Annotated in this window: 21 protein-coding genes; 12 read left to right on the top strand and 9 right to left on the bottom strand. The window is 37.9% G+C overall.

What is annotated here, in order from left to right; genetic code table 11:
* The first annotated feature begins 199 nt into the window (after positions 1–199).
* The 6 genes from ACM03V_RS29775 to ACM03V_RS29750 all read left to right on the top strand — a co-directional run bounded on the left by ACM03V_RS29775 (position 200) and on the right by ACM03V_RS29750 (position 6,197).
* Positions 200–331 carry a ribbon-helix-helix domain-containing protein gene (locus ACM03V_RS29775; RefSeq protein WP_414623138.1) on the top strand — a complete coding sequence of 44 codons (132 nt, stop codon included), beginning with the start codon at positions 200–202 and terminating at the stop codon, positions 329–331.
* Positions 332–760: 429 nt separating this feature from the next.
* Entirely contained in the window at positions 761–1,330 is a 570-nt protein-coding gene (locus ACM03V_RS29770; RefSeq protein WP_414624421.1) for an HPF/RaiA family ribosome-associated protein, read from the top strand.
* Positions 1,331–1,488: 158 nt separating this feature from the next.
* On the top strand, positions 1,489–2,895 hold the full coding sequence (leuC, locus tag ACM03V_RS29765; protein ID WP_414624420.1) for a 3-isopropylmalate dehydratase large subunit: 1,407 nt from the start codon (positions 1,489–1,491) through the stop codon (positions 2,893–2,895).
* A gap of 342 nt (positions 2,896–3,237) precedes the next feature.
* Positions 3,238–3,843 (top strand): 3-isopropylmalate dehydratase small subunit, encoded by a 606-nt coding sequence (leuD, locus tag ACM03V_RS29760; RefSeq protein WP_414624419.1) that lies wholly within the window; start codon positions 3,238–3,240, stop codon positions 3,841–3,843.
* Between the two features lie 288 nt (positions 3,844–4,131).
* Entirely contained in the window at positions 4,132–4,857 is a 726-nt protein-coding gene (locus ACM03V_RS29755) for a Uma2 family endonuclease (protein WP_414624418.1), read from the top strand.
* A 260-nt stretch (positions 4,858–5,117) separates the two neighbouring features.
* Positions 5,118–6,197: a potassium channel family protein gene (locus ACM03V_RS29750; protein WP_414624417.1), complete on the top strand. Its 1,080-nt coding sequence runs from the start codon at positions 5,118–5,120 to the stop codon at positions 6,195–6,197.
* 108 nt (positions 6,198–6,305) lie between these two features.
* Here ACM03V_RS29750 and ACM03V_RS29745 read toward each other — a convergent pair whose 3' ends face one another.
* From ACM03V_RS29745 to devC, 5 genes are all read right to left on the bottom strand, one after another.
* On the bottom strand, positions 6,306–6,863 hold the full coding sequence (locus tag ACM03V_RS29745; RefSeq protein ID WP_414624416.1) for a methylmalonic aciduria and homocystinuria type D protein: 558 nt from the start codon (positions 6,861–6,863) through the stop codon (positions 6,306–6,308).
* Positions 6,864–7,057: 194 nt separating this feature from the next.
* On the bottom strand, positions 7,058–7,270 hold the full coding sequence (locus ACM03V_RS29740) for a glycogen debranching protein (protein WP_414624415.1): 213 nt from the start codon (positions 7,268–7,270) through the stop codon (positions 7,058–7,060).
* A 120-nt stretch (positions 7,271–7,390) separates the two neighbouring features.
* Positions 7,391–7,795, bottom strand: a complete 405-nt coding sequence (locus tag ACM03V_RS29735) for an ExbD/TolR family protein (protein WP_414624414.1) — start codon at positions 7,793–7,795, stop codon at positions 7,391–7,393.
* 128 nt (positions 7,796–7,923) lie between these two features.
* A complete protein-coding gene (locus ACM03V_RS29730; RefSeq protein ID WP_414624413.1) occupies positions 7,924–8,577 on the bottom strand; it encodes a MotA/TolQ/ExbB proton channel family protein in 654 nt (217 codons plus the stop codon).
* 99 nt (positions 8,578–8,676) lie between these two features.
* The gene (gene devC, locus ACM03V_RS29725) at positions 8,677–9,843 is read right to left on the bottom strand and encodes an ABC transporter permease DevC (protein WP_414624412.1); all 1,167 of its coding nucleotides are present in this window, start codon (positions 9,841–9,843) and stop codon (positions 8,677–8,679) included.
* A gap of 527 nt (positions 9,844–10,370) precedes the next feature.
* On the opposite strand from devC, the gene ACM03V_RS29720 reads away from it, so the two are divergent.
* The 4 genes from ACM03V_RS29720 to ACM03V_RS29705 all read left to right on the top strand — a co-directional run bounded on the left by ACM03V_RS29720 (position 10,371) and on the right by ACM03V_RS29705 (position 16,219).
* A complete protein-coding gene (locus ACM03V_RS29720) occupies positions 10,371–11,342 on the top strand; it encodes a CobW family GTP-binding protein (RefSeq protein WP_414624411.1) in 972 nt (323 codons plus the stop codon).
* Between the two features lie 745 nt (positions 11,343–12,087).
* The gene (locus ACM03V_RS29715; protein WP_414624410.1) at positions 12,088–13,089 is read left to right on the top strand and encodes an iron ABC transporter substrate-binding protein; all 1,002 of its coding nucleotides are present in this window, start codon (positions 12,088–12,090) and stop codon (positions 13,087–13,089) included.
* A 254-nt stretch (positions 13,090–13,343) separates the two neighbouring features.
* The gene (locus ACM03V_RS29710; protein ID WP_414624409.1) at positions 13,344–14,930 is read left to right on the top strand and encodes an ABC transporter permease; all 1,587 of its coding nucleotides are present in this window, start codon (positions 13,344–13,346) and stop codon (positions 14,928–14,930) included.
* 248 nt (positions 14,931–15,178) lie between these two features.
* The gene (locus ACM03V_RS29705) at positions 15,179–16,219 is read left to right on the top strand and encodes an ABC transporter ATP-binding protein (protein ID WP_414624408.1); all 1,041 of its coding nucleotides are present in this window, start codon (positions 15,179–15,181) and stop codon (positions 16,217–16,219) included.
* A 413-nt stretch (positions 16,220–16,632) separates the two neighbouring features.
* On the opposite strand, the gene moaA is transcribed toward ACM03V_RS29705, so the two are convergent.
* Entirely contained in the window at positions 16,633–17,619 is a 987-nt protein-coding gene (gene moaA, locus ACM03V_RS29700) for a GTP 3',8-cyclase MoaA (protein WP_414624407.1), read from the bottom strand.
* A gap of 699 nt (positions 17,620–18,318) precedes the next feature.
* Between moaA and ACM03V_RS29695 the strand changes: the two genes are divergently transcribed.
* Complete coding sequence (locus tag ACM03V_RS29695) at positions 18,319–19,116, top strand: PEP-CTERM sorting domain-containing protein (RefSeq protein ID WP_414624406.1); 798 nt, start codon at positions 18,319–18,321, stop codon at positions 19,114–19,116.
* Between the two features lie 141 nt (positions 19,117–19,257).
* On the opposite strand, the gene ACM03V_RS29690 is transcribed toward ACM03V_RS29695, so the two are convergent.
* Both ACM03V_RS29690 and ACM03V_RS29685 read right to left on the bottom strand, forming a co-directional pair.
* Complete coding sequence (locus ACM03V_RS29690; protein ID WP_414624405.1) at positions 19,258–19,485, bottom strand: hypothetical protein; 228 nt, start codon at positions 19,483–19,485, stop codon at positions 19,258–19,260.
* Positions 19,486–19,569: 84 nt separating this feature from the next.
* On the bottom strand, positions 19,570–20,790 hold the full coding sequence (locus tag ACM03V_RS29685; RefSeq protein ID WP_414624404.1) for a tetratricopeptide repeat protein: 1,221 nt from the start codon (positions 20,788–20,790) through the stop codon (positions 19,570–19,572).
* 190 nt (positions 20,791–20,980) lie between these two features.
* Between ACM03V_RS29685 and ACM03V_RS29680 the strand changes: the two genes are divergently transcribed.
* Positions 20,981–21,571, top strand: a complete 591-nt coding sequence (locus ACM03V_RS29680) for a chromophore lyase CpcT/CpeT (RefSeq protein ID WP_414624403.1) — start codon at positions 20,981–20,983, stop codon at positions 21,569–21,571.
* A gap of 58 nt (positions 21,572–21,629) precedes the next feature.
* Here ACM03V_RS29680 and cpdA read toward each other — a convergent pair whose 3' ends face one another.
* Positions 21,630–22,421, bottom strand: coding sequence for a 3',5'-cyclic-AMP phosphodiesterase (cpdA, locus tag ACM03V_RS29675; protein WP_414624402.1), 792 nt, complete (start codon positions 22,419–22,421; stop codon positions 21,630–21,632).
* Between the last annotated feature and the right edge of the window lie 127 nt (positions 22,422–22,548).

Below are 22,548 nucleotides of genomic sequence, written 5' to 3'. Positions count from 1 at the left end.
AGTTTTACCTAAGTTTCACTGGCTTAGTTATGTACGGACTGATTACCGTGATTCAATAAGCAACGAATCGCACTCTTCTATGGCTTGATGCTGCTTCTCCGACGCAACTATTTTGTATTCTAGAACCAGCATCTACATCACCTCCTTGTGAATTTTATATGTTATTATTATGCTAACACATTGTACTCGAAGTAACAACATGAAAAAGAAGCAAACACCTGTTTATTTAGACAGTCATGAAAAAGAAAAACTAACTAAATTAGCTGCCGATTGGGGTGTAAGTCAATCGGCAGCTATGAAAAGATTGATTAGAGAATACAAGGCGGGATAAATCCCGTAATTAGCTTTCATCCCCGCAATGAATTGACGGGGTTTTCAGCATTCTCCTTATAAAATAATAAGTAGGTGGGTACAAATGGGTACAAATAACTATGACACGCTCTGTCATTGCGTTACCCTAACGGGTCAGCAAGCTGAACACGAAGTGTTCCCTAGAGAGGGAATGGAGGAACGACGAAGCAATCACCTTTATGTGCGGCTGATCGCAATAACTGGGATTGCTTCGTTCCTCGCAATGACGTTTTACATTTAATTAAACCTGCCTACTTACTGCGATCGCCTATTTTCCAATCAAAAATATCCTACGAAAGATAGAAGGGTATTCCAAAATTTTCATTCCCCCCGAAAGAAGTCAAAAGAAGGATACTTGCACTAAATTGTGCAGAGACTAATTGGAAGCGTATATACAAAGTAAAATTTTATGAACATACAACCAGAAATTACTTATCGTAGTGTAGAAAAAACACAAGCTTTAGATGAATTAGTAAATTCCAAAATTGCTAAGCTAGAAAAATTTTGCGACCATATTAGCAGTTGTCGCGTAGCTATAGAAAAAGCACACGACCATCCCAGTAGCGGTTCTCCTTATCGAGTGCGTTTAGATATTACCGTACCACCATCCCACGAACTAGCAGTAGACCGCAGCCCCGATAATGGTAATCAGTACGAACCCATAGATGCAGTAATTCGTCATGCTTTCGACGCTATGGAGCGTCAATTGAAAGAACTTAATGAGCGACAGCAAGGTGATGTTAAAGAACATCCGCAACAAGCAATGGTAGCAGTTGTTCACAAACTTTTTCCAGAACAAGATTACGGCTTTATCAAAACCCTAGATACCGGAAGAGAAATTTACTTTCACCGCAACAGCGTCACTCATGGAGATTTTGACCGTATAGAAATTGGTACTGGCGTACAATTTAGCGAAACAATGGGGCAAATGGGACCTCAAGCAACCACCGTGAGAATTGTTGATACAGTTAACAGTTAGGAGTTATTTGATTTTGGATTTTGGATTTTAGATTTTAGATTGGGTAATTGGTAATGGTTAATGGGTAATTTTTACCCCATCTTCCCCCTCCCCTCCCTACCGTCTGTTACCATTTTTTGATAACATCATTAAACCTAACTCTTAGCAAACGGATTGAGATGAGCAAAGGCACGTTATTTGATAAAGTTTGGGATTTACATACAGTTGGTACGCTTGCTTCCGGACAAACGCAACTGTTTATTGGGCTGCATTTAATTCATGAAGTAACGAGTCCTCAAGCCTTTGCTATGCTTAGGGAACGGGGTTTAAAGGTATTGTTCCCGCAACGCACGGTGGCAACGGTTGACCATATCGTACCTACAGATAATCAAGCGCGTCCTTTTGTCGATACTTTGGCAGAAGAGATGATGCAGGCGCTGGAAAGAAATTGTCAAGAGAATGACATAACTTTTTACAATATTGGTACGGGAAATCAAGGTATCGTTCACGTAATTGCTCCAGAGCAAGGACTTACTCAGCCGGGAATGACTATTGCTTGTGGAGATAGTCACACTTCAACTCACGGTGCTTTTGGTGCGATCGCCTTTGGTATTGGTACTTCTCAAGTGCGGGATGTTCTAGCTTCGCAAACCCTGGCGCTATCTAAATTAAAAGTCCGCAAAGTTGAAGTCAACGGTACTTTAAAACCAGGGGTTTATGCCAAAGATGTAGTTTTGCACATAATCCGTACTCTCGGTGTAAAAGGTGGTGTCGGATACGCTTATGAATTTGCAGGTACCACCTTTGAACAAATGAACATGGAAGAACGGATGACTGCTTGTAATATGTCCATCGAAGGCGGTGCGAGATGCGGTTACGTTAATCCAGATAAAGTTACTTACGAATACCTCAAAGGTAAAGACTTTGCGCCGAAAGCAGAAGATTGGGACAAAGCCGTTACTTGGTGGGAGTCTATCCGTAGTGATGCGGATGCAGAATATGATGATATTGTAGTATTTGATGCCGCAGATATTTCTCCTACCGTTACTTGGGGAATTACTCCCGGACAAGGTATAGGAATCAATCAAACTATTCCGTTACCGGAAGAATTACCCTCAGAAGACCGTTTTATTGCCGAAGAAGCTTACCGCTACATGGATTTAGCACCCGGCAATCCCATCGAAGGTACTAAAATAGATGTTTGTTTTATAGGCAGCTGCACCAACGGTAGAATTAGCGACTTACGCGAAGCTGCAAAAATAGCCCAAGGAAATCATGTAGCTCAAGGAGTAAAAGCCTTTGTGGTTCCCGGTTCCGAAAGAGTAAAAAAAGAAGCCGAAGCCGAAGGTTTAGATAAAATCTTTGAAGCAGCCGGATTTGAATGGCGAGAACCCGGATGTTCCATGTGTTTAGCAATGAACCCCGACAAATTGGAAGGAAGACAAATAAGCGCTTCTTCCTCCAACCGCAACTTTAAAGGAAGACAAGGTTCCGCAAGCGGACGTACATTATTAATGAGTCCCGCAATGGTAGCTGCTGCTGCAATAAAAGGTACCGTTGCAGATGTACGAGAGTTTGTTAGTTGAAAGAAAGAGAGGGTAGAGGGGGAAGAGAAGGTAGAAATTTCCAATAGACATCTCCGGAAATGAAAAAAACCCCTCTCCATGAACGCGGAGCGTTTTCTCGTAGAGTACCTCTCCCCCACCCCTGAGAGGCTTAAAAACCCCCATTCCCTAGTAGGGAAGGGGGGGTAGGGGGGTTAGGTCTATGTGTAATTTGAAACCATACAAATGTTTTCCGGAGATGTCTAATGCCCCATGCCCAATGCCCTATCCCCATTCCTCAATCCAAAACAAAAGCATCCGTTGTTAAAATCTAAAATCTAAAAGAAACGCATCCGTTGTTAAAATCCAAAATCCAAAATCGTTATGAGTGTAGTTAAAACAGTTTCCGGAAACGGTATTCCTTTAGTAGGTAATGACATCGATACAGATAGAATCATCCCGGCGCGGTTTTTACGTTGCGTTACTTTTGATGGTTTGGGAGAACACGCCTTTGAAGACGATCGCAAAGGACTTGAAGGTAAACATTCCTTTGACCAACCGCAGTATCAAAATGCAAATATATTAATAGTCAATCGTAATTTTGGCTGTGGTTCTTCAAGAGAACACGCACCTCAAGCCCTGGCTAAATGGGGAATTCAGGCTGTAGTTGGTGAAAGCTTTGCAGAAATATTTTTCGGTAATTGCGTAGCGATGGGCGTTCCTTGCGTTACTGCTGATTCCGATACCGTTCAGCAATTGCAGGTGATGTTAACAGATAATCCTCAAGCAAAAATAACCGTAGATTTGCAAGCAATGAAAGTACAGTGCGGTGATTTTTCCGCAGCAGTAAACATGGGTGAAGGTGCGAAAAATATGTTTGTTTCCGGCACTTGGGATGCTTGCGGACAATTAGTAAGTAATGCCGAGAAAGTTAAAGAGACTGCTGCTAATTTACCTTATGTGAGTTGGAGTCAGTTGGCTGCGAGTTAAATAATAGTTTACTTTTGATAATTTATAAACCCGGTTTTTCCAAAAAACCGGGTTTTTTTAAATTCTGATTTTTAAGAGGATTTGGTGCAATGATTTTTACAATATTATTTCAACTTGCCGTTTCAATTATTGCGATTCCGATTGGTTATTGGGATAAATATCGGTTGCAACGTAATTTACCGATGTTTTAAAACAGTCTTAGTTAAACAAGATACCCTAATAAATAAGGCATTTTAATTCTACAATGCCCCATGCCCAATGCCCAATCCCCAATTCCCTAATTTAAAAATGATTTCAATACCTCAATCCGAACCCCCGCTTCCTCCAAAAGAAACTCTGCCAACGATGTATGATTTACCTAGTGAGAAAGACGATTTCCACTTTTTGCAACCCTTATTGCTGTTTTTGACGTTTCTTCCCGTTAATTGGAATCCAGAAGAAGTTTACAGCGCTGCCGACCTCAATTTATATTATGATGTCAGACATCCGCAGTGGTATAAACGTCCGGATTGGTTTGGTGTGGTTGGTGTACCAAAGTTATATGAAGGGCGAGATTTACGTTTGAGTTATGTAACTTGGCAAGAAGGGGTAAATCCTTTTGTTGTAGTTGAATTATTATCTCCGGGTACGGAAGAAGAAGATTTAGGAGAAACGGAAAGTAAAGCGAATAAGCCACCAACTAAGTGGAAAGTTTACGAACAAATTTTGCGAATTCCCTACTATATAGTATTTAGCCGCTATACCAATCAGATGCAGGCATTTCACTTGGTAGGTGGACATTATCAAGCGGTAGATATTACTCAAGGAAATGTACCCATACCAGAATTAGGATTAAGTTTGGGATTATGGCAGGGTTCGTTTCGCAATATTGATAGATTGTGGCTGCGGTGGTTTACTTTGGAAGGGGAGTTGATTCAAGTACCTGAAGAAGAAGTAAAAGCAGCACAAAGAAAAATAGAAAAATTAGCTGAAAAATTGCGTGAGTTAGGAGTAAATCCTGATGATTTAGCTTAGTTATTGTTTTTATGCTCTATACTCACCGTTTCGGGAAAGAGCATATTTGATTTTAGTAGCAAAGATAGTATATATCCAGCAGAAATGATGTTACCATTCAATGTCGTGGTAACACAAATTGTTATAAGCAGTTTAACAATCGGTAAATCAAAAATTAATAAGCTTGATAATTAAATAATTAGTAATTAATATTACAAAGGCACCAAACATTATTCGTAATTTTATTTATATTGGCAAACGTTCTGTAAAGTTGGAGAGCGATGAAAAAACCCGTTTTCTCGATATTAGAGCAAAAATATCGTCGCATCCAGCAAGAGTTGATGATTGGAACATTAGCACTTTGTGGCGTGTTACTGACGGGAACTTTATGGTACACATTTGTAGAAGGTTGGAAGTGGGAAGAGGCTGCTTATATGACGGTGATTACCTTATCAACCGTTGGCTATGGAGAAACTAAACCTTTAGAAAGCCGGGGAAGGCTATTTACTATCGCCTTAATTTTAATGGGCATAGTTACCATCGGTTATATTGTTAATCGATTTACAGAAGCCGTAATTCAAGGATATTTTCAAGAAGGAATTCGACTCAGACAACAGCGGCGAACAATGGAATCATTATCTAGACATTATATTATTTGCGGATTTAGTCGTACAGGTCGTCAGATTGCTCAAGAATTTGAAGCAGAAGGTGTACCTTTTGTGATTGTTGATTCGGAAGTAGAACTCGTAAGAAAAACTCAGGCAGAAGAAGGATATACCATATATCAAGGTGATGCAACTTTAGATGAAACCTTGATACTCGTAGGAATAGAACGAGCTACTTGTATTGTTGCTGCATTACCATCTGATGCAGAAAATTTATACATTGTTTTATCGGCGAAAACACTTAATCCCCGAATTCGGGCGATCGCCCGCGCCAGCACAGAAGAAGCAGTGCAGAAACTTCAGCGAGGCGGTGCAGATGCAGTAGTTTCACCATACATCACTGGTGGTAGAAGAATGGCTGCTGCTGCTTTAAGACCTCAAATAATGGACTTCGTAGACGGAATTATATCAGGAAAAGGTCGCGAACTTTACATGGAAGAAGTCTTAATTGACTACAATTCTTGTCCCTTTGTCGGTCAAACTTTAGGAGAAGCAAGATTACGGGCGCAAACTGGAGCATTAGTTCTTGCCATTCGTCGTGCTAGTGGAGAACTAATTGGTGGCCCCACAGCAGACACTCTTTTAATGACAGGTGACGTAATGATCAGCATGGGAACAGCCGAACAGTTACGTGCCCTTAATCGGATGATCGGACCGATAGATTCTAAGTCATTGCGAAAGCCGAAGAAGAGTTAGATGGAAGGGGAGGGGATGAGGAGAGGGGGAGATGGGAAAATGGGGGAGTTAGGAGTTATGAATTTAATATTGATAATCCACACCCTACGGGCGACAATTGATAATTGTTCACTGTTCACTGATTTCCCATCCGTGTAAGATAGCAATATTTTGAATTGTCTGGGCAATGATGATTCTAGGTGCTGCTGAGATTAAAATACTTGGATAAACTGCGGTTCCCCATTTGGGATGAATTAGTACGCGGCATTTGTTGCAAATCATTGGATATTTAAGCAATGTTTTGACAACTGCGGTGTCGTCGTGGGGAATTTGTCCGGGGCGAGATAGCAATGGATAGCCGGTACGGGGATCTATTAAGTCTGTCAGATATTGTTTATCTCTTAAATCAAATGCGACATCGCAAGCAAACCTCATAAATTTTGCTCGCAACCGTTGTTTTTCTGCTTCTATTTGGGGTGAACTTTCTGTAAGCGATTCTAGAGATTGTTGTAAAACGATTGCTACCGACATTTCTAACTTGTTGTCCCAATCTGGTAATATCCGTTGGCAGTTTTCGCGGATATACCGAGTAGGGGAATGAATTGAAATTTGAACTTCTTTTCCCCTTTCACTGACTAAGTTAATTTTATAGTCTTTTTTGAAAGAGAAAATTTTTGGATAGCTCACTAATTAAATAGGGTTTTTCCAAATTTTTATCCATAGTATAGATAGTAACTATAATTCTGGATAATTATTATCAATTTCAATTATCAGTTATCAACGAACAATTATCAATAAAAAATTACTAATTAATCGGGATTGCTATATTCAGTAACTTTTTTCTCACTGTTCCCTGTTCCCCCCAACCCTACTCCCTATTATTAATTTAGTTTTAAAGAATTAACTGGAACTTCATCCCAGGATTCTACTGTTCTCATTCGCGCTATCCAACCGGCTGCTAACTGTATTTCATTCAAGTCATTTTTGAAAGATTCGTGGCAATCTTTTGCTTGAGACTCGTTGCAGCAGGCAATACAAGCATAAATTAATCCGGAGGGATCGATTTGTTCGTTTACCCAAATAGTCTTTTTCATCTGTTCAGTTCAAAATTTAATGTCTTTAATATTTTTGTCTTCTTACCCGATTAATGCAACTTCTGCTTACAAACTTTCTCCCTACAGTCGTCAAGCAGAGGTAAATTGTAAGAGAATGTTTTATGGTTTTTCAGTAGCGATCGCCAATCTAACTCCAGGTATTTCTCGCAATTTATCCATGACGGCTACAACTTTTCCGTGAGTTACTTTTTCATCAGCATTAACTATTACCAATCGTTCTTGATTCGCATTAACTGCTAAATTGATTTCTGTTTCCAAATTATCAAGGGTAATTGGTTGTCGATTCAAGCTTATAGTACCATTCTCGTCAATTGTCACCGCAATTGGTTCTGTTGCTTGTTGCTGTTGTGCTGATGATGCTTTAGGTAAATTTACTGACAATCCTTCCAATTTTGTTAAAAATAACGATGACATAATGAAAAACGCCAAAATAGCGAATATCACATCAATCATCGGAACGATATTAATAGTAGCTGGAATATCTGGTTCTTCTGGTAGTTTCATTTTATTTGGGAATTGGGAATTGGGAATTGGGAATTGGTAATTGGTAACTGATAACTCCTAACTGTTCGCTGTTCCCTGTTAACTTAATTTAATCCAAAATCCAAAACAAAAGCATCCGTTGTTAAAATCTAAAATCCTTTAGCTCCTAACTTATCTTCCCTTTCGTAATGACGACGGTAAAGTAATTCTAATTGTCCGCCATATTCTTGAATTAATGCGATTTGTCGCTGGTATAATCCCCGGAATGTGTTGGCGAATAATAATGTAAAAATAGCCACTATTAATCCTGCGGCTGTGGAAACTAATGCTTCGCTGATTCCACCTGTAACGTTGGTGGTTTGTGTACCTCCAACGTTACCGAGGTTGAGTGAAGCGAAAGAAGCAATTAGTCCTAAAACGGTTCCTAAAAGTCCGAGTAAGGGTGAAAGAGAAATCACTGTGTCGAAGATGTTTTGAAAGCGTTTTAGTAAAGGTATTTCGGCTTGAGCTTCGCTTTCTAATGCTAGACGAAATTCTTCTGGGTTTGCTTCTTCTAATTCCAAAGCTGCTAAAAAGATCCGAGCAATGGGTAAATCGGTATTTTGGTTGAGTTTTTCCAAGGCACTAACAACGTTATCACGACGATAAAGTTTGAGTACTTCTTCTACTATGCGGGTTTGACGGCTATTTATCTTTACCCAAAATCGGATGCGTTCGATAATTAGTGCCCCTACTAATATCGAGAAGAACAGCAGTGGTATCATTACTATCCCACCAGCTGTTAGCAGATTTGTAATTTGCATATGTTTATTCACTCCTCAACAAAGCTTTCCTGTTTATTACCTGAATGCTTTTTAGAATACCTTGTCCTCTACAAGATTTAGATGTAATCTAAATTACATTTAAAACACATCGGCTGGATCGGCAGATTGTAACTTTCTTATCGCCGTTAACCCGGAAATTAAGCACATAGTTACTGTTAACAGAAATACCATAATACCTCTTTGAAGAGTCATATAAATCGGTAGCAGCGTCAGAAAAGCTGCAATGTCATATATTAGCCAAGATACTGCGAACGCTGGGATGTAGCCGCATATAGCTAAAATTAATGATTCTTGCATTAATACCCCGACTAAATAGCGATCGCGATATCCCATTGCTTTAAGGGTGGCATATTGCGGTAAATGGGTGGCGACATCGGAATACATAATTTGATACACCACCATAGTACCTACAAGAAAGGCGATAATTACACCAAAGCCAAATACAAAACCAATGGGTGTAGTTTTTGCCCAATAAGCTTTTTCTGCGGCTTCAAAAGCTGGTACTGTGAAAATTTTTACGTCTTTAGGTAAAGAATTTTCTAAGCTTTTACGGACTTGGTTAATATCAGCATCGCTTTTAAGTTTGACCAAACCAAGTTTAACTTGAGCAACAGAAGACTGAGGGAATAAATATAGATATGTTGTATCGCTGGTAATTACGTTACCATACGCTGCAAAAGATGCACCTAAGTCAAACAAGCCACGAACTCGAATTTTGATATTATTAAGTTCGGTTTCAACGTTGGATTGTTGTTGATATAAAGTGCCTATAGGACCAAATATTGGTAAGGATGTTTGGTCGAATAATACAGTGTTCGGCTTTTGTAATTCAGAAATATTTCGATTGACTTGGGGAGAGTTAAATGCTGTGGTGCGTGGATCTGTACCGAATACCAAAATAGTCTGACTGTGCAGGGTTTGCGGGTTTTTCCACTTTCCAGAATTAATGTACAACGGACTTACGGATTCTACTCCTTCAAATCCTAAAACTTGATGTAAGCGTCGTCGAGGAAAATCTTTAACTGAATATATAGACTCAAAATAGCGATTAACTATGACGATATCGGCATTTAGACTTTTGTGTGGTGCGGTTGAACTATCAAATAATGAAGCTTCAAACCCCATTTGGGAGAACATTAGAATATTTGCGAAAGCAATACCGGCCACAGCAATTCCAAAACAGTTCTTTTCTTTCATCAACTGTTTCAGAGCTATGGGAGTTTTAGTAAATATACGGCGAAGCATCTACTGCTGTCTCCTTCTCAAGGCTCAGTCTTGCTCGTACAACTTTATAGAAGTTTCACAAAACTGCATTTCAAGCACATGATATTTCGTTTAATCTTTAAAAACAGTTACTGGAAAGGTTTTTTTGATATTTCTATTTCGCTATTTATTTCACTATTTTTTAATTCGGATAAATCGGCGTTGTTTGCCGGCGTTATGGTTCTTAGTCTGCTTTAACCCAGTTATTAACTGCTTTTACTTGATAAGCGCGTGAACTTTTTGGCACTTTTAAGATTAGCGTTACTTAAAATCCGAACATTATGACGAAAAGCCTCCCTTTTTTAAGGGGGGTTGGGGGGATCTAAATTTGGGGAAGCATGATTTTTCTGATTTCGCTAAAAATTAAAAACCCGCTTTTTTCAAAAAACCAAGTTTATAATTATATCAAATTCTTGCAAATCATATAGTATTGAGATAGACCTATTTTTATATTCCCTACTCCCAGCAATAAAAGTAATTACCACGAATTAAATCGAATTTTTATAGTTATGACCCCAATTATTCAACTTCCCCAACAAAAAACACCCGTGACAATAATCACGGGATTTCTCGGAAGTGGTAAAACTACTTTATTAAATCAAATTTTGACCAATCGCCAAAATTTGAAAATAGCTGTTTTAGTCAACGAATTTGGGGAAATAAATATTGATAGTCAGCTTTTAGTATCTATCGATGAAGATATGATGCTTCTCAGTAACGGCTGTATATGTTGTACTATTAATGCTAGTTTAATCGATGCTGTAAATAAAGTTTTAGAACGCGATAATATCGACTATATAGTTATCGAAACAACTGGTTTAGCCGAACCCGTACCCTTAATGATGACTTTTACCAGCAGTCATTTAAGAGATATGACTCGTTTAGATTCGATTTTAACAGTTGTCGATGCAGAAAATTTTAATTCCAGTCATTTTGAGAATGAAATTGCTATAGAGCAAGTTATTTATGGCGATATTATTATATTAAATAAAATAGATTTAGTCTCGGAAGCAAAACTTCATCAAATAGAAGAATATATTAATTTAGTTAAAATTGGTGCTAAAATTATCCGTTCGGAATACGGACAAATTTCTTTACCTTTAATATTAGATGTAGGTGAATTTAATTTTAAAATGCTTTCGCGTTCGTCTTTACAACATAATATTGACTCACCTTCTATCAATGGCTTGGCAGAAGATAATTTTATGTCAGTTTCTTTTAAAAGCGATAAACCTTTAAGTGTAGAGAAGTTCAATAAATTTTTAGATGAACAATTACCGAAAACAGTATTTAGAGGAAAAGGAATTATTTGGTATCAAGGAAGTAAACTGCGACATATTTTTCAACTTAGCGGTAAACGCTGTAATTTTCAAAGAGATGAATGGACTACAAATCCATCTAATCAACTGGTTTTTATCGGACAAAATTTAGATGCTGAAAAAATTATCAGTCAGTTGGAAGAATGTGTTGTTGTTATCTAATTGCAGAGTTTTCTAAATAAAGCTAAATAAAAAATAGAAGCAAAGATAAATTTGATTATAATTACCTGGAGGTAAAATATCGTTCATCAGTAGTTTCAGCTTGATTTTCTAAAAATCAAGCTGAAACTCTTGCTCTGAAACAAAATTATCCGCTCTGTTGATTAAATTTATTTAAGAAAAGATTTTTTTCGCTGTTAAGAGTTCCCTATTCCCTGTGCCCTTTTTTTTGAATGTTTTTTTAGCATACTAAGTGCGGCTATAGCCTAAAATATTAAGTCGTTCACACAGGCTTGATAAGCTGACTCAAGATTTTCCACTAAACTCGCGTTTTTCTCTTTAACAAACGTAAGATAGTTTTCATTTCTGCTGATATTTTTTGAAAGAATAAATAATAACGGAAATTTTTTTCTCCCCCTCTCTCCCCCTCCCGGCATTTTTTTTAAGACAGACAATTACTAACGCGGCTTTACAATCAAATCTACTCGTTATACATTACAGAATAGTTGATAAATGTTATCGTTAACTACAGTGATTAAGTGAAGCTATAGAAAAATCATATCGAGGGCGATCGCGCTTGTGCAAAAACTACAATGGCGATCGCACTAACCTTTATTGATGCTTCTATGCTAGTAATGGCGTGCCTTTAGCGTTATGATGTACTACTTAATGCATAGATATTATACGTAATGTCTATATAACTTAACTGCAAACAACTGATTATTTTATTAGAGAAAAAGATAAAAAAATGCGACAAAAATTATTATTAACAGGATTGATTGCTTTTTTAACCATCTGCGCGGGGTGTACGCCCGGTAGCGATAATTCTAAAGATTTGATTGTTTATTCCGGTAGAAACAAGAAGCTAGTTTCCCCCATACTCGAACAAGCTTCCAAAGACCTAAACTTAGATATTAAAGTGCGTTACGGTAATACTTCCGAGTTAACGATCGCGCTTTTAGAAGAAGGCGAAAATAGTAAAGCTGACGTATTCTTGGGACAAGATGCGGGAGCTTTGGGGGCTTTGGAGGTGAAGCAACGTACTCAACCGATTCCGTCGGAGATACTTGAAGAAGTAGATTCTCGTTTCCGTTCACCTACGGGGAATTGGATCGGAGTTTCCGGACGCGCTCGCGTTGTTGATTATAATACGAAGTTGGTTAAGATCGGCGACTTACCGAAAGATGTTTGGGAATTAACCCAACCAAAATGGCGCGGTAAAGTTGCTTGGGCACCTACAAATGGTTCGTTTCAGTCATTTGTGACGGGAATGCGGCTTATTGAAGGTGAAGAAAAGACATTGGAATGGCTCAAAGCGATGCAAGCCAACGATGTCAAAAAATACGGTAACAATACGGCAATAGTTGAAGCTTTAGGAAGGGGTGAGGTTGAATTAGGATTAGTCAATCACTATTATCTACCTCGCTTTACCAAAGACGATCCAAACTTTCCCGTAGCACATCACTTCACTAACGGGGATGCTGGAGCAATGGTTAACGTTGCAGGATTAGCAATACTCAAATCCACCGATCAACCAGAAGATGCTCAAAAATTTATCAAGTATATGGTAAGTCCAGCAGCGCAAAAATACTTCGCTTCCGAGACTAACGAATATCCCCTAGCAAAAGGCGTAGAAGCCGACAAATCCCTAGTACCTTTAGAAAAATTAAACCCTCCCAACATCGACTTATCCAAACTTAATAGCTTGGATGAAACCTTAAACCTACTACAAAAAGCAGGAGTCGTTTAATTTTAGATTTTAACAACGGATGCGTTTCTTTTAGATTTTAGATTTTAACATTCTTTTGGATTTTGGATTGGGAATGAAGAGTTAGTAGTGTAGAGACGTAGCACTGCTACGTCTATACAGTTAGGAGTTAGGAGTTAGGAGTTAGGAGTTAAGAATTAATATTTCCCCATCTCACCCCCTCTCCCCCTCTCCCCCTCTCCCCCTCTCCCCATCCCCCCATCTCCCCAATTCCCCAAAATAGGAGTATCAAAAAAGTGTCAAAGGCGGCTCGCCCTCCCTTATTTCTAACTGTTGCGGCAGTGGTAGTAGCAGTTGCTATTGCTTTACCGTTGTTTTATCTGGTGATACGCGCTGCCTATGCTGGTGGGGAAGAGTTACTGCAATTATTTACCCGCCAGCAAAATCTCGTTATTTTGTTCAATAGTATTGTTCTGATGGTGGCTGTAGCGCTATTATCTGGCTTAATTTCTGTGCCTTTGGCATTTTTGACGGTGCGAACGGATTTACCACAGCGACGTTTTTGGTTGATTGTTACCACATTACCTTTGGCTGTTCCCAGTTACGTTGGCAGTTTTGCGTTAATTGGCGCTTTTGCTCCGAGGGGTAGTTTTCTCCAACTTTTACTAGCACCTTTGGGTGTAGAAGAATTGCCTTCTATTTATGGTTGGTTTGGGGCAATTTTGGCGTTGACTTTGTTTACTTATCCCTATATGTTATTAAGTCTGCGTTCGGCATTGCAAGGCTTAGACCCTTCTTTGGAAGAAGCCTCTCGCAGCATGGGTTACAACAGTAGAGATACTTTTTTCAAAGTTGTTTTACCACAATTGTATCCATCATTAATTTCTGGGGGATTATTAGTATCTTTATATGCTTTGCGAGATTTTGGTACCCCTTCGTTAATGCAGTTTGATGCTTTTACCCAGGCGATTTTTATCCAATATCAAGCCAGCTTTAACCGTGATGCAGCTGCGGCTTTATCTTTGGTGTTGGTAACGATAGTAATGTTTATCCTGTGGCTGGAATCTCGAATGCGTTCCCGTGCTGCTTACTACACTCGCGGTACCTCATCATTTCGTCCGGTGAAACTGGTTAAATTAGGAAAATGGAAGTTACCAGCTCTTATTTTTTGCGCGGTAATTAGTTTTTTGGGTGTGGTGCTACCCGTAATCACCATAGTATTTTGGTTAATTCAAGGATTTTTAACTGAATACGAATTTATTGACTTATTACAACCAACCGTAAACTCAATTACCGCAGCCGGTTTAGCAGCAATTGTTGCGACTTTATTTGCTTTACCAATTGCCATATTGTCGGTAAGATTTCCTTCTAAAATTATTGCTATAGTTGAACGTGCAACTTACATTTGTTTTGGCGTACCGGGAATTGTTGTAGCTTTATCATTAGTATTTTTTGGTGCTAATTATTTACCGTTTTTGTACCAAACCTTGCCGATGTTGATTTTTGCATATTTGATATTATTTTTACAGCAATCAATCGGAACTGTGCGTACTTCTTTATTACAAGTAAATCCTCAAATAGAAGAAGCTGCGCGTAGTTTGGGAAAATCATCCTGGCAGACTTTAAAAGAAGTCACCTTACCTTTAGTAACTCCGGGTATATTAAGCGGTACCGTATTGGTATTTCTTACAGCAATGAAAGAATTACCAGCCACTATGCTGCTATCACCAATCGGCTTTGATACTCTTGCAGTAGAAATTTGGAAAGCAACAGAAAATGTAGATTTTGCCGATGCCGCAGCAGCTTCATTAATGATATTAATGGTATCTATGGTATCAACCTTTTTTGTATTATCCCAAGAGAAAGCTAATCAAAAAGCATGATAAAAGTTTATTGTTCTGCTTATAACAATTATAATTAATTCTATCTTACACAATTATTGGAATATTTTTTTTGAAAATATAATAAATAGTTTTTTTTACCAAAGAATAGTTTGTTTTAGTAATATTGGTTCCTTGAAAACTCTGAATTCATATTTGATTTGAATTATTCAATTTTAGTCTTTAGATAAAAGAACCTGTATACTAGCTTATTTTTGTCTATTACCAATTCCCAATTCCCAATTACCAAAATGCAACAAGAAATTCTCAGCTTACAAAATATCACTAAAAGCTTTGCCGAAAGTAAAATTCCTGCGGTGAATAATGTCTCTTTAACATTACAAGAAGGAGATATACTAGCTTTAGTGGGTCCTTCGGGTTGTGGTAAGACAACTTTATTAAGAATAATTGGTGGTTTTGAAAATCCGCAAACTGGAGAAGTTCAAATTGCAGAAGAGAAAGTTTGCTCTCAAGAAGCTTGGATACCACCAGAGAAACGCGATATTGGCATTGTGTTTCAAGATTATGCCCTTTTTCCCCATTTAACGGTAGCGGAAAACGTTGCTTTTGGCTTAAAAAAATTAAATAAAAATCAAGTTAAACAAAGGGTTTCAGAAGTTTTAAACTTGGTAAGACTAGAAACTTTAGAAAAACGCTATCCTTACGAACTTTCCGGGGGGCAGCAGCAGCGAGTCGCTTTAGCCCGTGCTTTAGCACCCAAACCAAAATTAATGCTTTTGGACGAACCCTTGTCTAATCTTGATATTCAAGTTAGATTGCAGTTGCGAGAAGAAATCCGAGATATTCTTAAACTTGCTGGAACTTCGGCAGTTTTTATTACTCACGATCAAGAAGAAGCCCTGGCGATCGCCGATGTAGTAGGAGTGATGCGTCAGGGGCATTTAGAACAAATAGGTTTACCCGAAGAAATTTACACTCATCCCGCATCCAGGTTTGTAGCAGAATTTGTTACTCAAGCCAACTTTTTACCAGCCCGTCGTCAGGGTAGTAATTGGGAAACTGAAATTGGTTGTTTTCAAATTCAAGGGAATCATAGCCACGATAAAGGTGAAATAATGATTCGCCAAGAAGATTGTATTTTACAACCAGATACAGATTCTCAAGTAAAGATTACCAAACGGCGATTTTTAGGAAGAGAATACCGCTATTGTTTAGAAACTCCTTCCGGTAGAGAAATTCATGCCAGAACAATGACCGATACAATAATACCTGAAGGAACATTTGTCAAAATCTCAATAGCAGATGATGCTATGAAAATATTTTTGGAGTGATATTGTGTAGGTAATAGATAATAGGTAATAGCTTGTAGGTTGGGTTAGCTTGTAGGTTGGGTTAGGTTCACAAGATATAGTTAAAAGCGAATAATTTACATTTGAACCGTAACCCAACATAAAATTGATTTTGGATTACGACACTATAAATAAAGATTTTCTTTACAACTAACATTTGGTAAACCTATCTAACCCAACCTACTAACTAAGTAGGTTGGCGTAAATAAACAGAACTATACTTTGTCATTGCGTTCACGGAGTGTTCCCTCCTAGGGAATGGAGGCACGACGAAGCAATCGCAAGGGTTTCAGATTATTTACATTTTGTTACATAATTGTAAATTTCCCCGCCCACCTACTTAACTCCTAATTTAAAATCCAATATCTATGTCAAAAACAAAAATATAAAATTAATTAACCTCCAATTTGTGACATAGTACGACCATAATTACCAACTGTTCCTCTATCTCGTTCTTTAAAGTTAATTTCCTCTTTAAGAAACAGTAAATCTCTTACTTGTTCAATTAATTGAGAAGAATCAACTCCATTGCGTAAAGCATCTTTTAAATTAATTTGACCTGTTTCATTTAACAAACACGGGCGCAACCAACCATCCGCAGATAAACGAATCCGGTTGCATTTGTCGCAAAAACATTCTGACATTTGCGAAATAAATCCCAAAGTACCTTTAGCACCGGGAATTTTAAAAACGTCTGCCGGGCCATTTCCTTTTATACTGGATTCAACCAAGCCAAATTTTTGGGAAATCATTCGACGCAATTCTTCTGAAGGAATCCATGTAGATTCGTCAAATAATTTGCTATTACCAATTGGCATAAATTCAATAAAACGAACGTGCCAATTACGCTGAATAGATAAAGCAGCTAAATCCAAAATTTCTGAATCATTTACGCCCCTGATGATTACTACATTTAACTTTAAAGGATTAAAACCCACTTCATAAGCAGTTTGAATCCCTTGCCAAGTTTGCTGCCAGCGCGACTTTCCCCCATTACCAATCATTTTGTCAAAAATTTCTGGATTGAGCGAATCAAGACTTATATTGATACGTCGCAAACCAGCATCATAAAGTGGTTTTGCTAATTTATCTAACAAAAAACCGTTAGTCGTCATAGCTAAATCATCGCATCCAGAAAGAGAAGCAACTTCTCCTACAAAATCAACTACCCCCGGACGTAATAATGGTTCGCCTCCGGTTAGACGAAATTTAGTAAATCCTAATGGAATAAATACTTCTTTTAGTAGATTTAATAATTCTTGATAACTTAATAATTCTTGTTGTAGAAGATAATCGAGTTTTGCACCTTCGGGTACGCAATAATGACAGCGAAAGTTACAGCGGTCTATTAAACTAATACGCAGATAATCAATTTTATTCATATACTTATTTTAATAATTTATTCTCAAATTGCTTAAACATTATAGGTAAAAGCTTGTGGTGTCAATTAAGAATCGGAAAAGCGCACCAATACAGAGAACATATATCATACGACTATTTAAAAAATCTGCTGGGTAATCTTTAATTCCCAGGTTGCAGCTATTCCCTGAAAAAACTCTCAGTTTTGAAGATACAAGCGCTCAATAGCTCATGCGGGAACGCAGCTACCTTCTATATACATAAGTAATTAACTGAGGATAAGTATTCTGTATAAAATACTACCAGTCATGGCTTAACTTAGATGATGTGGCTCAAATCGTTATTGTAGTTATATTTGAGATGAATTTTCACCCATTACAAATACAGGTAGATTGAGAATTCTTCTTTATTTAAAGCTCAAATTTATGCTTCAAATTTGAATGACTCATGAAGCAATTGGCATTAACGTGGCACAAACGAGCGGTGATGTCATTTCTTCACAATTATAGCTAGAAAAACTGGATTGTTTTTTACATAGTCCATGAAGAAAGTTTCTTTTTTATCGTTAATTACTAAGCTTACTTGAGTATGGTGTCAAATAATATACTCGCAGATCTCAAATAAATAAGATTTCAGATTTCAGTGAATCTCACCTAATTTTTCTTTAAGATACAGGACACAATGCAGATAAGAGAAGAAAAAAAGAGAACGGAATTAAATTAATGTTTAAAAAGTTATTTTCTATTGCTGCTTTATCTGCTATCGCTACCGTTACTTACGCTGGTTCCGCACAAGCTGCTAATTTTAGTTATAGTTCTGGTATTTTTCGCGATAGCAATGTAACAAACCAAGGTGCTTTTTCAGAGAATGTTAATAACCCAGTTTATGAGACATTCGATTTTAATGATGTCAGCTTGCCAGGTAATGGCAGAGTTAAGTATTCTTTTGTGGGCAGTGACGATTCCAAATCAAAAGGTGTCACCTCAGTTGGTACTGGGAGCTACGGACCTGCTGGGGTGAATGGCGAGGACAATACATCAGCGTATTTAAAGGTGTTTAAAGGTATGAGTGCTGTTATCGAAACAGCTAAGGAAGGCGATACTTTCAATTACTTTGGCATAAATTTAGGTGCTTTAAGTATAGGAAACACCCTCGAATTCTTCAATGGAGATACAGCAGTAGAATTGAAATATACAGATACAGCAGGTAACAAGAAATCTGCATCCATATTAACTTACGACATCTTAACTGCACTTGCTCCCACTAAAAACAATGATGAACAAAATGGTTTCTTCGAGTTCTTCTCTGAAGGTACGGCTGATAACTTTGACAGGATTGTAATTTCTCAACTTACAGGTGGTGGTAGTGGTTTTGAGACTGACAACCACACATTCCGCATCGGTACAGGCAAATTTGTACAAGCAAGCGTACCGGAATCAAGCATCGCTTTAGGAATGTTAGCTTTTGGTGGTAGTATGCTCTTAGGTAAGCGCAAAGAAAAAAAGTCTGTAGTAAAATAAGTTGTAATTTTTAAAAGTCTCTTTCATATCACTTCTACAAGCTATTAGAATTTAAACCTATCTGAAAATATAAAAGCCTGCTACCTAAGCTTATGTTAGGTAGTAGGTTTTTGTTTTTGCGAATTTAATTAATTCCAATTTTCAACTAACAACTTTCGCAGGGTTAACCATATCGTCGTTTTTAAAATCAAATCCAGCTTCCGTTAAACGAGGGCGGCTAGCGTGCCATATATGTCCGCAGAGAAATAGCCTTGCTAAAACAATATGAAAACTCACCAACCATCCGCGAGAAGATACTAAATCTGGAGAGTGAAAAAAGTCTCCGATTAAGCTATAATCCCCAAAAAAACTACCAAAATTATACTTCAAGCTTAACTTTTAATAATTATCTAAGATAATCGGCTTCTAAAAGGGGCTGCTGTAGCAAATCAAAACGGCATAATTTCATTAGCTTCAAGTTGTTCCCGATATTTTTTGAATTTGCTCAAGTAAATCCTTAGTTTCAGAACCTAATTGCTGCGCTAATTCTAATCCTTTTTGAAAAGCTGCAAGAGCCAATTGATTTTCTTGACGCTGTAAATGAATCTTACCTATTTGCTCGTAAGCATTCATCATCCCGTAAAAATTAGCAGCTCGTTCTTCTGCTTGCAATAAAATTTGAGAGGTTTGCAAAGCATCTTCTGTTTGATTTTCTGCAACATATAATGAAACTAACTTTTGTAAAGCTTCCGCAGCAGGCACGTACTGTTGAAATTCCCAAGCCATAGTATAGGCTTCTTGATAGTTTTTAAAGGCTTCATCGACAAAATTAGAATTCTCCTTAGCTAAAGTTTCGTAATCCGAACCGATAGCTAATTTTAATGCCGATAACTGTGCAATATCATTTCTTTGACGGTAAACTAACGATAACTTTTTACGTGCTTCTATTGCTTTTTGAGGCTGTTTTGTACGGTCATAAATGTAAACTAAATCTTTTAAAGATTGTTCAATATCGTTATCCTGCGTAACTAAACTTAGTAATTGTTCGTAAGTTGTTGCAGCAGCCGGATAATCAAACCAATCAAGTTGAATATTGCCGATAATTTTCAGCGTGTCTATCTCTGCTGCAACATCCGAATTTTCCCGGACAATTATCAAAACTTGATTGTAAGCTTCTATTGCTAATGATGGCGATCGCACTTGACGGTAAGCTTCACCTAAAGCCTGCAATACCCGTAAATCCGGTCTTTGCTCTAGTTGAACTTGTTTTTGAATTGCCTGCAATCGCTCGGTAATATACCTTATTTGAAGCCGATTGTTTCTAGTGTAAGCAATTCCACCAACCCGCTGTAGTGCCTGAATTTCATTTAATGTGCCCAAATAGCGACGCAAGCGTAATTCTCGGTTCCAAGTTGCAAACGCTCCTTGAGTATCTCCTGCTTGGAGTTGTGCAATTGCTTCTCGATTTAGTTGATCCAAAGCCGCTTCTAGAGAACGCTTTTCTTCACTATTTAAAGATTGTTGATTGCGATAAGCTGGTAGCAATGGGTCAGGTACGGTAATCTCTAAAGGAGAAGGTGGAAATTCTTTCGGTGGTTTGGGCTTTTTCTCTTTCGCTAACGTCAACGAAGTCGAAAGCAAACAAATTGTAATAGCTGTAGCAAATGTAATACTAAAGCGTTGTATATTTAACATTTTCTTAGAAATTAGCATGGGAGATCGCAATTAACAATTATAAAAACTATCAAATACTAACCAATTATGTGACGAATATCCCCTTCATCTTTCTCCAAACTTGTTTAAATTCGTCGTGCGTAGCTTACTAAGCGGCTACATCAATTGGTAATATACTTTTATCTAAAAATTTGCATCCAATATCTATATAATGTCGCACTCTACCGATATACCAACCTTAGCTCGCTGGATGGCTTCTGATTTTAGCAATCAAGAACAAGCTTTTGAAAATCCACCTTTTTTCGCTCACATTCGAGTATGTATGCGTCCTCTACCGTATAATTTGCTATCGGGAGTAAGCTTTTATGTTGAGCAAGCTTACGATTATATGCTAAATGACCCCTATCGTGTTGCAGTTAATAAATTAGTTGATGCGGGAAACCATATAGAAATTGAGAATTATAGAGTTAAAGATGCGGAAAAATTTTATGGCGCATCTCGCGATTTAGAACGCCTCAAAGCATTAGAGCCTTCGGATTTGGAAAAACTATCCGGTTGTAACATGATTGTAGAGTGGACGGGTAACAGCTTCAAAGGAATGGTAGAACCGGGTAAAAGCTGCATCGTATTTCGCAAAGGACAAAATACTTACCTTGACAGCGAATTTGAAATTGATGGAGAGAAATTTATCAGCAGAGACAAAGGAAGAGACTTAGAAACCGACGAACACATTTGGGGTTCGGTAGCAGGAGCATTTCAATTTGTCCGCTGGCACAGCTTTGCCGACGAAGTAAAAGTTTAACAATGATCAATTATTAATAGCTAACAACTGATAACTGATAATTGGTAACTGTTAATATCTAGAAGGCTGCTAACTCTACAGCGTGAAAATACGGAACTCTTTCAATCCAAGTTTCCCAAGTTCCATTGGGGTAAAGTTTCATCAAGCGAAATCCTGGTGATTTTTGATCCAGAGCAAATTTTTTGCTTCTTGGCTGAAACTGAACGCAGGTTGAAGGAGTTCCTAAATAATCAACACCCCGGCGTTGAGTTAAAAATTCTTGATGTATATGACCAAACAATACCAATCTAACTTGCGGATATTTATCTAAAACTGCAAAAAAATCTTCGGAGTTTTGCAAGCTACTGTTATCTAACCAACCAGAATTTATATTGAAGGGAGGATGATGAAGTGCGATCGCTGTTGGTCGATCGCCCGTCATACTTAACTGTAAATCTAGCCATTCCAAAGTTTCGCGACGTAGATAACCATGTACCTCACCAGGTACCGAAGAATCTAACAATACAAAATTCCATCCACCGCGCTCAAAACATTTACGACGAGAAACCAAGCCCAGATTTAAGACTTCATTCATGATTGTAAAATCATCATGATTTCCTGGTAGCCAATAACTAGGAAGAAACAGCGGACTCAGCAAATTTTGCAAATTACTATAAGATTGTGACGTACCATCACCTGACAAGTCTCCCGTTAACAACAGCAAATCTAGTTGGTCTCGTAATTTTTTTAAGCGCTCGATAACTGCATTGAAAGACTTTGTGGTAGGCATTCCCAGCAGTTGCTTCTGTTCCGAGGCAAATAGATGCATATCCGTTACCTGAGCAATAGTTATGGTCGAAACTTCTTTCATATTTGGTGATACCAATCTAATACCAGTCTTAATATCCAATTCTCCTTTGTAGTCATAATGCTCCTTAGATACTGGTAGTTAATGCTTCTTTAATAGCATATTCATACTATCAAGTCTTCAATACTTT

This window comes from Calothrix sp. CCY 0018 (genome assembly GCF_963920925.1).
Lineage (GTDB): Bacteria > Cyanobacteriota > Cyanobacteriia > Cyanobacteriales > Nostocaceae > Rivularia.
This window is presented reverse-complemented; position numbering and strand designations above follow the sequence as displayed.